At 52.4% G+C, this 14,568-nt stretch carries 21 protein-coding genes; 19 read left to right on the top strand and 2 right to left on the bottom strand.

Annotated elements, in window-relative coordinates:
• Window positions 1–15 precede the first annotated feature (15 nt).
• From AC5JPW_RS23495 to AC5JPW_RS23460, 8 genes are all read left to right on the top strand, one after another.
• Window positions 16–525: a phage regulatory CII family protein gene (locus AC5JPW_RS23495; RefSeq protein WP_494243533.1), complete on the top strand. Its 510-nt coding sequence runs from the start codon at window positions 16–18 to the stop codon at window positions 523–525.
• A 7-nt stretch (window positions 526–532) separates the two neighbouring features.
• Window positions 533–733 carry a phage filamentation protein Fil family protein gene (locus AC5JPW_RS23490; RefSeq protein WP_494243531.1) on the top strand — a complete coding sequence of 67 codons (201 nt, stop codon included), beginning with the start codon at window positions 533–535 and terminating at the stop codon, window positions 731–733.
• A gap of 83 nt (window positions 734–816) precedes the next feature.
• Window positions 817–1,104, top strand: coding sequence for a hypothetical protein (locus tag AC5JPW_RS23485; protein WP_494243937.1), 288 nt, complete (start codon window positions 817–819; stop codon window positions 1,102–1,104).
• Window positions 1,105–1,167: 63 nt separating this feature from the next.
• On the top strand, window positions 1,168–1,401 hold the full coding sequence (locus AC5JPW_RS23480; RefSeq protein WP_494243529.1) for a DUF2732 family protein: 234 nt from the start codon (window positions 1,168–1,170) through the stop codon (window positions 1,399–1,401).
• Window positions 1,402–1,683: a hypothetical protein gene (locus AC5JPW_RS23475; protein WP_494243527.1), complete on the top strand. Its 282-nt coding sequence runs from the start codon at window positions 1,402–1,404 to the stop codon at window positions 1,681–1,683.
• Window positions 1,684–1,719: 36 nt separating this feature from the next.
• A complete protein-coding gene (locus AC5JPW_RS23470; protein ID WP_494243525.1) occupies window positions 1,720–3,945 on the top strand; it encodes a replication endonuclease in 2,226 nt (741 codons plus the stop codon).
• 113 nt (window positions 3,946–4,058) lie between these two features.
• Window positions 4,059–4,499, top strand: coding sequence for a DinI-like family protein (locus tag AC5JPW_RS23465; protein ID WP_494243523.1), 441 nt, complete (start codon window positions 4,059–4,061; stop codon window positions 4,497–4,499).
• A gap of 82 nt (window positions 4,500–4,581) precedes the next feature.
• Window positions 4,582–5,313, top strand: a complete 732-nt coding sequence (locus AC5JPW_RS23460; protein ID WP_494243521.1) for a hypothetical protein — start codon at window positions 4,582–4,584, stop codon at window positions 5,311–5,313.
• Window positions 5,314–5,829: 516 nt separating this feature from the next.
• Here AC5JPW_RS23460 and AC5JPW_RS23455 read toward each other — a convergent pair.
• Together AC5JPW_RS23455 and AC5JPW_RS23450 are read right to left on the bottom strand one after the other, a co-directional pair.
• Window positions 5,830–6,852, bottom strand: a complete 1,023-nt coding sequence (locus AC5JPW_RS23455; protein ID WP_494243519.1) for a phage portal protein — start codon at window positions 6,850–6,852, stop codon at window positions 5,830–5,832.
• Window position 6,853: 1 nt separating this feature from the next.
• Window positions 6,854–8,623, bottom strand: coding sequence for a terminase ATPase subunit family protein (locus tag AC5JPW_RS23450; RefSeq protein ID WP_494243518.1), 1,770 nt, complete (start codon window positions 8,621–8,623; stop codon window positions 6,854–6,856).
• 167 nt (window positions 8,624–8,790) lie between these two features.
• Between AC5JPW_RS23450 and AC5JPW_RS23445 the strand changes: the two genes are divergently transcribed.
• From AC5JPW_RS23445 to AC5JPW_RS23395, 11 genes are all read left to right on the top strand, one after another.
• On the top strand, window positions 8,791–9,645 hold the full coding sequence (locus tag AC5JPW_RS23445; RefSeq protein ID WP_494243517.1) for a GPO family capsid scaffolding protein: 855 nt from the start codon (window positions 8,791–8,793) through the stop codon (window positions 9,643–9,645).
• 55 nt (window positions 9,646–9,700) lie between these two features.
• Window positions 9,701–10,795, top strand: coding sequence for a phage major capsid protein, P2 family (locus AC5JPW_RS23440; RefSeq protein WP_494243515.1), 1,095 nt, complete (start codon window positions 9,701–9,703; stop codon window positions 10,793–10,795).
• A gap of 3 nt (window positions 10,796–10,798) precedes the next feature.
• Window positions 10,799–11,557 (top strand): phage terminase small subunit, encoded by a 759-nt coding sequence (locus tag AC5JPW_RS23435; protein WP_494243513.1) that lies wholly within the window; start codon window positions 10,799–10,801, stop codon window positions 11,555–11,557.
• A 99-nt stretch (window positions 11,558–11,656) separates the two neighbouring features.
• Window positions 11,657–12,157: a head completion/stabilization protein gene (locus AC5JPW_RS23430; protein WP_494243511.1), complete on the top strand. Its 501-nt coding sequence runs from the start codon at window positions 11,657–11,659 to the stop codon at window positions 12,155–12,157.
• Window positions 12,157–12,360: a tail protein X gene (locus AC5JPW_RS23425; RefSeq protein ID WP_494243509.1), complete on the top strand. Its 204-nt coding sequence runs from the start codon at window positions 12,157–12,159 to the stop codon at window positions 12,358–12,360. Before AC5JPW_RS23430 ends, AC5JPW_RS23425 begins: the two co-directional genes overlap by 1 nt.
• The gene (locus AC5JPW_RS23420; RefSeq protein ID WP_494243507.1) at window positions 12,351–12,581 is read left to right on the top strand and encodes an HP1 family phage holin; all 231 of its coding nucleotides are present in this window, start codon (window positions 12,351–12,353) and stop codon (window positions 12,579–12,581) included. Before AC5JPW_RS23425 ends, AC5JPW_RS23420 begins: the two co-directional genes overlap by 10 nt.
• Before the next feature lie 2 nt (window positions 12,582–12,583).
• Window positions 12,584–13,093 carry a lysozyme gene (locus AC5JPW_RS23415; protein ID WP_494243505.1) on the top strand — a complete coding sequence of 170 codons (510 nt, stop codon included), beginning with the start codon at window positions 12,584–12,586 and terminating at the stop codon, window positions 13,091–13,093.
• Window positions 13,093–13,521 carry an Rz-like lysis system protein LysB gene (gene lysB / locus AC5JPW_RS23410; protein ID WP_494243504.1) on the top strand — a complete coding sequence of 143 codons (429 nt, stop codon included), beginning with the start codon at window positions 13,093–13,095 and terminating at the stop codon, window positions 13,519–13,521. Before AC5JPW_RS23415 ends, lysB begins: the two co-directional genes overlap by 1 nt.
• Window positions 13,409–13,654, top strand: a complete 246-nt coding sequence (gene lysC / locus AC5JPW_RS23405) for an Rz1-like lysis system protein LysC (protein WP_494243502.1) — start codon at window positions 13,409–13,411, stop codon at window positions 13,652–13,654. Before lysB ends, lysC begins: the two co-directional genes overlap by 113 nt.
• Window positions 13,617–14,084 (top strand): phage tail protein, encoded by a 468-nt coding sequence (locus AC5JPW_RS23400; protein WP_494243500.1) that lies wholly within the window; start codon window positions 13,617–13,619, stop codon window positions 14,082–14,084. The genes lysC and AC5JPW_RS23400 overlap by 38 nt, the downstream gene beginning before the upstream one ends.
• On the top strand, window positions 14,077–14,526 hold the full coding sequence (locus tag AC5JPW_RS23395; RefSeq protein ID WP_494243498.1) for a phage virion morphogenesis protein: 450 nt from the start codon (window positions 14,077–14,079) through the stop codon (window positions 14,524–14,526). The genes AC5JPW_RS23400 and AC5JPW_RS23395 overlap by 8 nt, the downstream gene beginning before the upstream one ends.
• Window positions 14,527–14,568: the final 42 nt, after the last annotated feature.

Raw genomic sequence — 14,568 nt, 5'->3', positions numbered from 1 at the left:
TTGTAAGGATGCAGCATGTTAGATTTTCGCGTTTCGTCACATACACACTTCGATGATGCTTGCAGGAAATTTGCAGCAACTCACAACGTTAAGGCGTTGGCTTTAGAGGCTGGTATCAAACCGCATACGCTTTACAACAAACTCAACCCAGAGCAACCGCACCAGTTAACGCCACGCGAGATCTGGACTCTGACAGACCTGACCGAAGACTCAACTCTCGTTGATGGCTTTCTGGCTCAGATGCATTGTCTGCCATGCGTGCCGGTCAACGAATTATCAAAAGACAAATTGCAGTCCTATGTCATGCGTGCAATGAGTGAGCTCGGCGAACTGGCGAGCGGTGCCGTGTCTACAGAGCGTCTTACCCCGTCTCGTAAGAGCAATATGATTGAAAGCGTTAATGCTGGTATTCGCATGCTCTCGCTTTCAGCTCTCGCACTGCAAGCGCGGCTCCAGGTTAATCCGGCTATGGCAAGCGCAGTTGATACCATGAGTGGTATCGGTGCGACATTCGGCCTTATGTGAGGTGGTTATGTTGAAAAATGAACCATCTTTCGCATCACTACTCGTTAAGCAAAGCCCTGCAATGCATTACGGGCACGGATGGATAACTGGTAATGATGGCAAGCGTTGGCATCCAGCGATCGACCAGTCAGCACTGTTAAGCGGCTTGACGCAACACAAACAAAATAGGTTTGGGCGTTTTGTAAATATGTTTCGGGGGAAAAAATGAACGGAACTTTAAATGCCGCTCAGAATAATCCAGAGGCAAAGTTATTTAATACTGTTGACTGTATTGCTGATAAACCTGAAACAATGACCGGCGAGGAGTGTCTCGCACGTTTTCATCAGAAATTAAGACTAACTGAAAATCGCACGTTGCGTAATTTCAACAAACTAGATGAAAACTTTAAATTTGTGGTTATGACGCTGGCGAATCGCGAGAAGCCAGGAGTATTCCGCAGTGATGAAGTAGGTCAGCCTTTTGAGTATTTCGATGTCGAACGTCGTAAGTTAATCATCGAAGCTATGAATAAAATAACGCGGTGGGGAAGTATTTTGCCTCGCCGATTTTCAATTCATGATTGCATATTAGCTGAATAAATAAACCCGTAATTAATGGCGTCAACCCGTCGGGCATTTCTTTGCCCAAATTCAGGAGGTTTTATGAGTCGAACTGTTTTCTTATCAACGCCCAGCGGTGCTAACGATGATGTGCTAACGACTTTGTTTAAAGAAGCCAAAAAAGAAGAGCGTAAAGACCGCGCTTTAGCCGTTTCAATCCGCCTTGAGGCGCTGGCTATCCATATCACCAAAGAGGGCATGAGCGGGACGGAAGCCGCTGAACTCCTGCGCCGCGAAGCCGCTCGCTATGAAAACGAATCACAGGAGTTTCATTGAATGACTAATAACAAGTTAACAACACTGGAAGTGGCGGAATTGCGCACGCGGTTGCAGCGCGCCCTTGAGTTCTACCGTCAGCGCCCTGAGCCTGAAGCGGCGAAAATGGCAAATATGCTAATGCTCGCAGATTACGCAGCGGAAACACTTCAAAAATTCCAAAAATCAATTGTCACTATTCCTACTATCTGGAAGCACTACGGCGGAGGTAAAGTCGCATCGCTTTATGAGCAAGCGATGAATGAAGCTGGCATAAAATGGCGGAGCGTAGACGATGAATAATCAGCTAAGCATGCAACACCGCCAGGCGGGGGATTTATGCTGGTAAGTGTTAAATATGCTTACCCGTGGAATGCTCCACTGTCGGCAATAGCCAGCCCATATCTAACCTATGACCAACAGTATCGCCGCGATCGTATGTTCGCGGCTTTGCTGCATGCAAAGAAAGTACTTTCCCTACAGCCTGAATGTGTGCGCTTTGATGTTTATCGCACCGTTGCCGTGCTTGAGCAAAATCAGGGCAGTCAGCGCGCCAATGCTTTTTTAATCAGCTTTTGTAAAAAGGCATTGCCACGCCTTGAACTGGTGGCAAAAAAATACAAGTGTGCGGGTATCAACAGCAATGTATCTGCCGCTGTTTTCGATGGTCATTTTGATACCCAGCTTATGCAATATCTGGCATCGCGAATGGTTAATATGGTCGCCAGATATAATCACCTCCCGGATATGTCGCGCGCCGATGTTGATCTATTGGCTGCTGATATAGCGAACTTCATTCGTGGTGAGCTTGCCAATATTGATGACAGTGATTTCGGTGAGCTCAAAACGCTTTATGCCTGGTATATGTGTGCCGGGTATATTGCGCGTCAATTCAATGTTACCCCTCCCCATTGGGAGCGGGTGGCAGGCAAAGTTTTCAATCAGGATGACATTGCCCCCGCCGTTATTCGCATGTTTACCGAAACATGGTGGCGTGGCCGTCTGCGTCGTGTTGCGGCTGCATGGCGCGAACATCTGCAGATTGCTGTCGGCAATGTCAGCAAGAAAAAACATGTGTATGCGAGTAAAAACTGCGTCACCGACTGGCGCGAACAGAAGCGCCGAACTCGTGAATATCTCAAAGGACTTGAGCTTGAGGACGAAGAGGGAAACCGTATAAGCCTGATTGAAAAATATGATGGCTCAGTTTCTAACCCTTCACGTCGCCGCTGTGAGCTCATGACCCGCATTCGCGGATTTGAAAATATCTGTAATGAGCTTGGCTATGTTGGTGAGTTTTATACCCTGACCGCGCCGTCAAAATATCACGCCACGATTAAGGCGGGTTATCGAAACAGTAAATGGAACGGGGCCAGCCCCTCAGACACGCAAGGTTATCTTACAGGCCTATGGGCGCGCATCCGGGCAAAGCTGCATCGGGAAGATATCCGTATTTTCGGGATACGCGTCGCAGAGCCGCACCATGATGCAACCCCGCATTGGCACATGCTGATGTTTATGTTGCCTGAAGATGTCGAGCGGGTGCGCCTCATCATTCGCAACTATGCATGGGAAGAAGACCGCCACGAACTGAAAAGCGATAAAGCCAAAAAAGCACGCTTTCATGCTGAAGCCATTGACCCGGAAAAAGGCAGCGCGACGGGATATGTTGCTAAATATATTTCGAAAAATATCGATGGTTATGCTCTCGATGGTGAAACTGATGACGAAAGCGGCGCACTGATTAAAGAGACTGCGCCCGCAGTTTCCGCCTGGGCGGCGCGATGGCACATTCGGCAGTTTCAGTTTATCGGTGGCGCACCCGTGACCGTATACCGTGAGTTGCGTCGCCTTGCTGATAGCGAGACTGCTCACGGCCTTAGTGTTGAGTTTGCGGCGGTTCATGATGCGGCTGATGCTGGTGAATGGGCTGATTACGTTAATGCTCAGGGTGGGCCTTTCGTGCGCCGCGATGATTTGCAGGTGCGCACACTTTATGAGCCTCGCAGCGAGTTTAATCAGTACGGCGAGCAGACTGTCGTTATTCGTGGTGTTTACGATTCTGTTGTTGGTTCCGGCACCCCAATTCTAACCCGGTTAACGCAATGGAAGATTGTGCCGAAGCGTGCCGTTGATTTGGCCGTTGACCTTCAGGACGGCCCCGCCGTCCCTCGGAGTTCTGTCAATAACTGTACGGGAAGCGAAAGCGAGAAACCGCCACTCGATTTATCAAAACCGCTGAGTCGGCGTGAAAGGCGAGAGCTGACGAACCGGATCAGGAAGAAAAAACCACCATTTAAGAAAACATTTGTCCACGGCGCAGGCGACCAAAGCGAAGTGGTGCTGAAGACCATTCGTAAAGTGCAGATGAATACCGGCATAAAAATTAGCCGTGGTGAAGCAATGCACTTAATAGCTGGTGGTAAAAGCTGTTTCAACGGTAAATGGTTTAGCGGAACATCTCGCGGTGAGTTGTTACGAGCTGCGCCATCTCATCAGGCCAGAACTGAAAATATTCTTAAACGGGTAGCTAATTTAGCGGCTGGTAGCAAGTTAGGTGCTTAACTTAATGCCATCATTTCATCAACATACGCTGTGCGTTCGCAAAATTTTTTCTTCCCATTTTTTGTTACTTTATGATACTGTTTATTTATACAGTATCTCGTGTGGGAGGTTGCGTGGATAGAGAGCTGAGCGAGCATGTCATGCTTGAGAGGGTCGAGATGATTGCGCGTCTGACAACAGAAGGTGTTTGTCAGGAAAGGGATCGTGAAATTGCATTAAATCTAATAGCCGAATTAGCTAAAGAGAACTTATTGAAAAGTAGTTCTTTCTCTGTCGTGTTCTCTTCAGAGCCTATTAATCAACGATTAAAAAGTGAAAATGAAGTGAGAATAAACATCACGTTGGATAAGGAACAAAAAATAGGACAACCTGTTGTTGTCGCTTTTGAAAATGAGCTCAATCGCCGAATAAAAAGTGTGTTCCCGTCTTCGCGGGTCACTGTAAAAAAAGGCTCAATGACAGGCGTCGAAATCATGGGTTTTGACAGTGAGTCCGACCGGGAACGGCTGGATGGTATCCTGCAGGAAGTATGGGAAGACGAGAGCTGGCGTTAATCCTTGAAAATTGTGTAACCATAGACCCCATGTTTGATAGCATGGGGTTGTTTTTTATGGGAATTACACACAAAGGAAAATCATGGATACCGTAATAGCATTTTTATCTCTGGCTCTCTTTATTGCTTTTATCGTGGGTTTAATCAAGCCGTCACTGGTCAGGATGCCGAGCCGGAAGCGCTCAAGTGCGATTTATTTAGGAAGCTGCGTGGCCTTGGGTGTAGTGGGATCAGTCGTGTGGCCGACGGAAAAAAGTCATCATGTAGTAAAAAATGATGTGCCGGAGGTTGCTGCGAAACCAGTTGCGCCAACGTTTGAGTACGCAGAAAAAACCGTCAAAGAATATCGTAACGAGCCAAAACAAACTCGGCACGATATCGTTAAAGACTATGTTAGCTTCAAAAATGCACCTTCCAGCTCTGTTGATGCTTTTTATGCCTGTATAAGCGAGTACACTTTTAATAAAGATGATTCGTTGAAGCTCGATGATGTATTCGGTTGGTGTTTCAATGACTTTAAGAGAGATCCAAAATCGCTTAACGGTAAAATTAACCTAGATACTTTTGAGGGTAATTTTAGTGCCTGGGATGGTTCTTATCGTCCGTTAGAAAAGCTGATAAAGGCCAGCATGAATGATGACTCTTCTTATAAACACGTTGAAACTGTCTATCATCTGATTTTGAACAAAGACCCACATGCCATTGTGAAAACAACGTTTCGCGGTACTAATTCTTATGGTGGCGTGGTCAAGCAGACCGTTGCGGGACGTGTAGACCTGCGAACGGGCGAAGTCATTTCGATACTCGACAACTAAGCAATATAATGACAAACGCCGCCGGTGCTGAAACTTGTTTTCAGTGCTGGCGGGGTTGAACAACGAGCCTTGCGAGGCGTTAGTGCTGTTTCAATGTGCTACGAGATTGTTTAGATAACTCCTGAATTAATCATCAGACCGGCACCGAAAATGCCGGTTTTTTTATTCCATTTTTGCGCGATTTTTCCTTTTTTTAGTCATGCATGCATCAGGTGCATGAGTTTGCATTCGTTTTTTGCGTGAGAACTTGCCAGCCTGCGCCAGTGCTGGCGCGGGTTGGCGCTGCTGATGCACCTGCATTAAAAGCGCCCCATCAAGCGGGCAGGCGTGGCGGGGAGAGCATTGCGCGCTAACGGTGCAATTAATTTATTTTTCCTGTGGCCTGTTTGCGCCGTGGTGGCGGTATTCACAATAAAAATGATGACGTGCTCGCGTGTGATGATAATGCGCGTGTGGGGCGTCTGATGGCGCGTGAGGTGATGCCGCCAGAGGGCGGCATTATTGGGGGGGGTAAGGTTATTCGGTATCGGGTTCGATGCTGTAATCCTTAAAGCGGATCACTTCAATGCCGAGCCAGTCATTAATTTCTTTGAAACGCTCCTGCAAGGGCGAGAGTTCGTTGCGAACAAATACCTTTGCGACTTTCTCAACATCCCCGAGTGATGCGATGTTTTCAGGCTTGCCCCCCATCAACTGGAACGGCACGCGATGCGCATCCATCAGGTCAGCAGCGCTCACCTTTTTGATGTTAAAAAAATCATCTTTGGTGGCGACTTCACTCAGCGGCACAATCTTGATGCCATCCGGTTTCCCGTGTGGAGCATAGAAAAACAGATTTTTAAAGTTTCCGAGCCCTTTTGAGTTGCGCATTGCATCACGTAACGCGTCAACATCCGTGCTGCTTTGTGCCGCGTCGGTGACATACATGATGTAGCCCGCGTGCGCACCGTTCTGGTAATACTTGCGACGAAACAAGGTAGCAGATTCATTCAGCCAGGCTGAATTGAGTGCGCTCAGATATTCAGGCATCCCGTAAATCTCCTGATTAATATCAGGTTCAAGGAGGTGACACACCGAACCGGGCGCAAACTCATGCGGAGTGATGAAGCTTGGCACATACCAGTAAACATCCTCCTCAACGCCACGGCGCGTGTATTTGGCCGGGCTGGTCTCCAGTTTCAGGAGCTGGCCGGTGACGCTCATACGTTTTTCAAGATAGGCGTTAGCAAACACCAGATAATCCAGCACCAGGCGGCTGAAGTCCTGACGCGACAGTAACGGGTGCGGAATATAGGTGCTCACGATGATATTGCGTTTCACGTAAATCGGGGAGCTGTGGTGTACAGCGGCGCGCAGACTTTTTGCCAGCCCCGAGAAATTGACGGGCGGCTCATACCACCTGCCGTTATGGACACATTCGACATAATCCAGAATGTCACGCCGGTCGAGCACGGGGGACGGTTCACCGAATGTAAACGCCTCCATTTTCTGCGGGGCGCTCGCGGTTAATGTGGTGGTTTTCTTTTGGCGTTTTTTCATCTTAGTTAATATCCAGAATGGAAGTGGAGTGCATCCCGCTACCGGCGGAGAGCGGTTCATTTAACAGGGCGTGCATGGTCGCCCAGGCGATGTCTGCGTGGCTGGCTTCTTCGCTGCGGCTGGCTTCATAGGTAGAGCTGCGCCCGCTGCTCGTCATGGTCTTGCGGATAGCCATAAATGACTGCGTGATGTCGGTTGCACCGGCGTCATATTCCAGACAGCCGCGCCTTATGGTGTCTTTTGCTTTGAGCACCATCGCGGTTTTCATTTCAGGTGTGTAGCGGATGGCGCGTGCAGCCGGGAAGAAGGAGCGCACTAGCTGAAAAACCCCCTGGCCGATGCCCGTGGCATCAATGCCGATGTAGTCGACCGTGTATTTTTCCGTGAGTGAGCGGATGGCTTCGGCCTGCGCGGCAAAGTCCATGCCTTTCCACTGGTGACGCTCCAGAATACGGAACTTGCCCCCGGCAACCACCGGCGGAGCCAGTACCGCGCACCCGGCACTGTCGCCGGTGTGTGACGGGTCATATCCAATCCAGACCGGACGCCAGGCGAATGGCCGTTCGGAGAATGGCTCGAAGTCTTCCCACTCTTCCATCATGTCGACCATGCAACGCTGTAGCTCCTCGAACGGGAATACCGAGGCTTTGTCGTCAACAAACTCGCACATGAAGAGGTTGCGGAAATCGTCAGCGCTGTTTTCCTGCTTAAGCTGGTCGAGGTTAAACAGGGTACAGCCCCCGGCGAGCGCATCCTCAATGGTGACAATCTGCCGCCACTGTCCATCAGGACATAACACGCCACCGGCAAGCGCCTGATGACTGATATCGATGTCGACGCGCTCGGCTGCGCTGCTGCGCCCCCGGTTAAACAGTTCGCCTGACCAGAAGGGATAGGCACCGTGTGCCAGCGTGGAGGGGGTCGAAAAATAGGTCGTGCGCAGGTGAGACTGTGACGCCATGCCCGAGGCCACTTTGCGCAGCCGCTGGAAATTGGGGATCCAGAAAATTTCATCGACATACAAGTCGCCGTTATGGCTTTGCGCGGTGTTGGAGTTGGTGCCAAGAAAAATCAGCTCTGCGCCGTTGTTGCCGATGACAATCGGGTCGCCGGACAGATCAACATCCACCAGGCGCGCAAAGGCAATGATGTACTTACGAAAAACATAAGCCTGCGTTTTACTGGCAGATAAAAAAATCTGGTTTTGCCCGGTCTTCAGGGCGCGTAGCAGCGACTCACGCGCAAAGTAGAACGTTGCGCCAATCTGGCGCGATTTCAGAATGTGGCGGATGCGGTGCGCCAGCCCTGCCCTGTGCCAGTTGAGCTGGTACTCAAATGACTGGTCAAAGAATATTTCCTCAAGTTTTTCAATGGCTTCATCACTGAAGAAATTACGCTTTGGCTTCTTGCGATCCGCTTTATTGCGGCTGGCAATATTGGGGTTTAAATCCACCTCATTTCCGGTCTGTCCGTAGCGGTTCACACGCGCAAGGCGCTCCATCTGGCGAGACAGAAAATCGGCGACTTTAAAATCATGCGGGGTCAGGTCGGGCTTCGCGTAAAGCTGAATAAGCCGCGCCTCAAGTGTCGATTCGACACGATTGAGGGGCGCGGTCTCCTCCCATCCGTCACGCTGTTTCCAGCTCTGCACCGTCGGGCGCTTGACCTGCAACATCTCGCATATCTGCGGCACGGCGAACCCCTGCCAGTAAAGCAGGCGAGCCTGTCGGCGAGGGTCATTTAGAAGGGACAGGTCTGTTGAAAGGGTCATTGTTTGCCTCGTTTTCACTGGTACGAGGCAAGGCTAAGGAATTGACCGCGCTTAATCGCTAAGCGCCTGTTGTGTCGAAGGTTGCACCTCAGCAACCGGTGGTCGAGGGGGGCCGGAGTCGGGAAACTAACCCCGAACCGAAAACCCAACATCAGGACACCTGAACAATGGCAAAGAAAATTTCTAAATGGTTTCGCATTGGCGTCGAGGGTGACACCTGCGATGGCCGTGTGATCAGTGGCGAAGATATTCAGGATATGGCTGATTCATTCGACCCGCGTGTCTACGGTTGCCGTATCAATCTGGAACATCTGCGCAGTGTCATTCCTGACAGCGTGCTCAAGCGTTACGGCGATGTGGTCGAGCTTAAAGCCGAAATCATCAGCGATGATTCTGCGCTGAACGGTAAAAAAGCGTTGTTCGGCAAAATTGCACCGCTCGACGAGCTGGTCAGCATGGTGCGTGCCGGTCAGAAAGTTTACACCTCAATGGAAATCCGCCCGAACTTTGCCAACACCGGCAAAAGTTACCTTGTGGGGCTGGCCGTGACTGACGACCCGGCAAGCCTCGGCACGGAGTATCTGGAATTTTGCAGCCGTGCCACGCAGAACCCGCTCGCCGGTAAAAAAGACCAGCCCGGCGACCTCTTCTCGGTGGCGTCACTGGCTGAGCTGGAATTCGAAGAAGTTCCCGACACCATGCTGACCAGCCTGACCGCAACGGTTAAGGCGATTTTCAGCCGCAAACAGGCCAATGACGATGCGCGTTTTCATGATGTGCATGAGGCCGTCACGGCGGTTTCTGAGCATGTGCAAACCAGCCTGTCGGCAACTGATAAGCGCCTGGCTGAAATGGAAGCGGCGTTTTCAACGTTACAACAGGACGTTACTGCGACCAGCGAAGCCAGCACTCAGGCGTTTAACGACCTGAAAACCTCACTGGATAACACCGAAAGTCTCAGCCAGCCCCGTCGTGAGAAGTCGAAAGGCGGCACGGGCGATGCGTTGCTCACCAACTGCTGATAGCGCACCGGGCGTGTTGCCCGGTCTGAACTCTTTTTGAAAAACAGGAACCACAATGCGTAAAGAAACCCGCTTTAAATTTAATGCCTACCTGAGCCGTGTCGCGGAACTGAATGGCGTCGACACCAGTGATGTGGCGAAGAAATTCAGCGTTGAGCCCTCAGTGACGCAAACCCTGATGACCACGCTACAGGCGTCCTCTGAATTTCTGACCCGCGTCAACATCGTGCCGGTCGATGAAATGAAAGGGGAAAAAGTTGGTGTGGGTGTAAACGGTACGATTGCCAGCACCTCAGACACCGCCGGTGATGACGAGCGTAAGACAGCCGACTTCACTGCACTGGAATCCAACAAATACGAATGTGCGCAAATCAACTTCGATTTCCATATCCGTTACAAGCAGCTTGACCTGTGGGCGCGCTTCCAGGACTTCCAGACCCGTTTACGTGACGCCATTATCAAGCGTCAGTCGCTCGATTTTATCATGGCCGGTTTTAACGGTGTGATGCGTGCGGAGACCTCAAACCGCAAGCAATATCCGATGCTACAGGACGTTGCCACCGGCTGGTTGCAAAAGTACCGCAACGAAGCGCCGAAGCGCGTGATGTCCAGAGTGACCGCTGAAGACGGCACGGTGATTTCTGATGTGATCCGCGTGGGCGTGCATGGCGACTATGAAAACCTTGATGCACTGGTCATGGATGCCACCACCAACCTGATTGATGAGATTTATCAGGATGACCCGGAGCTCGTGGTCATTACAGGGCGCAAGCTGCTGGCGGATAAGTATTTCCCTATCGTCAACAAGACGCAGGAAAACAGCGAGGCGCTCGCGGGTGACATCATCGTCAGCCAGAAACGCATTGGCAATCTGCCTGCCGTGCGCGTGCCGTACTTCCCGGCCAATGCGCTGATGGTAACGCGCCTCGATAACCTGTCGATTTACTTCATGGATGATGCGCACCGCCGCGCCATCATTGAAGAACCAAAAAAAGACCGTATCGAAAACTACGAATCAATGAACATTGATTATGTGGTTGAAGCCTATGCCGCCGGTTGCCTGATTGAACATATCACCCTGGGTAAATTCACTGCACCGGCTGAGCCTGAAAGTACTGAGGCACCCTCTCAACCGAACGCCGGAGAGTAAGCCATGACGAGCCCCGCAGCACGTCACATGATGCGGGTCTCGGCCACTGAAAATGCGCGGCGGGATACCGCCCCGCTGCGCCATGCAACTGCCTACGAGCAGATGCTGGTTAAGCTGGCCGCAGACCGCCGGACGTTATCAACAATCCATTCAAAAGAGCGCAAAGCCGACAAAAAGCGCGAGCTGTTGCCGTTTTATGCCCCGTGGGTCAGTGGTGTGCTGACCGGGGGGAAGGGCGCGCAGGATGACATCGTGATGACCGTCATGCTGTGGCGTCTCGATGCTGACGATATCCCCGGTGCGCTCGATATCGCCCGTTATGCCTTGACCTATGGCCTGAGCATGCCGAACAGCAAGCGCCATGCGGCTTATCTGCTGGCTGAAGAGGTGGCGTTGTCAGTACAGCGCCAGCGCGACGCCAGCCAGTCCGTCAGCGTGGCGAATCTGCTGGATGCCATCAACCTGACAGAGCAGGCCGATATGCCGGATGTTGTGCGTGCGAAGTTGCACAAAATGACCGGCTATGTGTTGCGCGATGCAGACCAGTTGAGCGACGCACTTACGCACCTGCAACGTGCGATGCAGTTAGACCGGGCCGCAGGGGTAAAAAAAGATATTGAGCGTCTGGAAAGTGCACTGAAGCCGAAGCCAGAGCGTCAGACCAGACCGGGCCGACAGACTAACGCGCGTGCGCGCAAACCGGCGGGCACTCCCCCCGCGAAGCGCGGACGCCCACGAAAGGCGGTCACACCCGCCAGTTAACCGAACGCTCCCCGAGCCGGGCGGCACGCCGGTCAATGCGGGTATTTCATGCCCTGACTGAGACCGGCGTCCACCGCCCACCTATAACCCGAGGTTGTCATGACGACACTTGTAATAAATAACCCGGTACAAAAGCGAGAGCCGCTGGTTATTCCGCCCGTTCCCGTTGAGGAGCAGGTCATTAAAAACACCCCTTTTTTCCCGGACATTGACCCGAAGCGGGTACGGGAAGAAGTGCGCCTGGAGCAGACCGTTTCGGCAGTGCGTCTGCGTCGGGCGATTAAAACCGCGATGGCGGAAACCAATGCCGAATTGCATGAATGGCGCGGCGTTCAACAGGACGCAGGCTACCTGCGACTGGAGGACGTGCCAACGGATGAACTCGACGGCGAGAGCGTGCGTGTTTTCCACTACTTCAATGCGGTATGCGCGATGACCACCGCGACGCTGTACGAGCGTTACAGAGGGGCTGACGCGAGTGCCAAAGGCGATAAGAAAGCCGACAGCATTGACAGCACTATCGATGAGATGTGGCGTGATATGCGCTGGTCGGTCTCGCGTATCCAGGACAAAGCCCGCTGCATCGTGGGGCAAATCTGATGCGCATCCGTGCACTACAGGGAGACACCCTTGATGCCCTTTGCGCCCGGTACTACGGGCGCACACAAGGTGTGTTTGAGGCGGTGCTCGCGGCAAATCCAGGTCTTGCTGAGCTCGGTGCGGTGCTGCCGCACGGTACGACCGTTGAAATGCCTGAAGTGCAATCGTCACCCGTAAAGGAGACCGTAAGTCTGTGGGACTGAATATCGAAAAAATCACCTCTTTTATTGCCTACTGGCTCAGTGTTGCGCTGGCGGCATTCGGTGCCGTGACGCCGCAGGATTTCGCCGCGTATTTTGGCGTGTTCGGTGTCGTCATGACCGTCGGCGTTAACTGGTACTACCGGCGAAAAAGCTATCAGCTTGAACTTTCCCGCCCGCAAGTCACCCCCGTGGTGATGTCCGCTCCACCCAGGAGGCCGTAATTATGTCGACCTTCATCAAACGTTGCAGTGTGGCTGTTGTGCTGGCGCTGGCGGCACTGGTGCCTGATTTTCGTTTACTCCAGACCTCCCCGGAGGGGCTGGCCCTGATTGCTGACCTTGAGGGATGTCGGCTCACCCCTTACCAGTGCAGCGCCGGTGTGTGGACAACGGGTATCGGTCACACGGCGGGGGTCACGCCTGCCCGTGACATTACCGAAAAGCAGGCCGCAGCCAATCTTGTTGCCGACGTGCTCAACGTCGAAAGAAAACTGGCTGTCTGTGCGCCGGTAGATATGCCGCAGCCTGTTTATGAGGCGCTGGTCAGTTTTGCTTTCAACGTCGGCACCGGTGCGGCCTGTCGGTCGACGCTGGTCTCGTACCTCAAGCGCCAGCAGTGGTGGCAGGCGTGCGACCAGTTGAGGCGCTGGGTCTTTGTCAACGGCACCATAAACAAAGGGCTTGAGAATCGCCGGGAGCGGGAATGGGCTTACTGCATGAGAGGGGCAAACTGATGTCCAGAATGATTGTGATCCTCCTGCTGGGTGCGCTGGCGGGGCTGTGGTGGTTGCGGCATGAAAACAGCACGCTTCGGAAATCTTTTGACAAGGCAAACGCTGTTGCCACGCAGCAAAAAAACGTCATTGGCATGCTGAAAAATCAGCTCAGCGTGGCGACCGCCAGGGCGGATAAAAATGAGCGGGCGCAGGTGCAATTGCGCGAGAAGCTGCATGCAGCCAGTGAGAGCGAGGCGCAGCGGGAAAAAACTATCACGAGGTTACTCCATGAAAATGAAGCCTTTCGCCGCTGGTATAGCGCTGATTTGCCTGATGCTGTGCGCCGGTTGCACCGACGCGCCGCCTGTGCCAGCGCCGGTGATTGTTTACAACGGATGCCCGAAAGTGGCGCTTTGCCCGATGCCGGGCAGCGACCCCCAAAATAACGGCGACCTCAGTGCTGATATTCGTCACCTTGAGCGCGCGTTAGAGAGCTGCGCGCTACAGGTGGAAGCGGTCAAACAGTGCCAGGATGATTTAGATGCTGAAGCCAGACAGTTTACGCAAAGCCCTCACTGACGCGGTGCCGGTGTTGCGAAATAACCCCGATATGCTGCGCCTGTTTATTGATAACGGGAAAATTGCGTCCACGCTTGCCGCGTCATTGTCATTTGAAAAGCAGTACACATTGAATGTGGTGGTGACGGATTTCGCCGGTGATATTGATTTGTTGATTGTGCCGGTGCTGGCATGGCTGCGCGTGCAACAGCCGGACATCATGACCACTGACGAGGGGCGTAAAAAGGGATTTACTTATTATGCTGACATCAATAACGACAGCAGTATTGATATCAGCATGAGCCTGCTCCTGACCGAGCGCACGCTCGTTAAAGCGGTCAATGATGCCCTGCATGTTGAAACTCTTCCCGAGCCTGAGCCGCCAGAGCCGGTGACACTCCCCGTGGCGATTTATATGAATGGTGAACTTGCGAGTCAGATTGATGAGTGAATTTACCCCCTTCGAGAAACGACTTGAGGCGCTGATTGCGGCACAGTCACCGGCAGGCCGTCGTCGTATGACGGTAGACATTGCGAAGACATTGCGTCAGAAACAGCAACAGCGCATCAAGGCGCAAGTGGCACCGGATGGCACGCCATTTACCCCGCGAAAGCGACAGCCGATTAAGGGCAAAAAAAACCGCGTCAAGCGGGAAATGTTCGCGAAGCTACGCACCAATCGTTACATGAAAGCCAGCGGTGATGACAGTTCGGCGGCTGTGGAGTTTACCGGAAAGGTGCAGCGCATTGTCCAGGTGCATCAATCCGGCCTGAAGGATAAGCCGGGGCGCACCGGCCCGGTTATCCAGTACCCCGAGCGACCGTTGCTCGGCTTTTCAGAAGATGACCAGCACCTTATCGAGAGCATTATCATTAATCATCTTGCCGGTTAACGTTGTGTCACTCCTGACATAACCCGCCTTAATTGCCGCCGG

This window comes from Phytobacter sp. (genome assembly GCF_059074235.1).
This window is presented reverse-complemented; position numbering and strand designations above follow the sequence as displayed.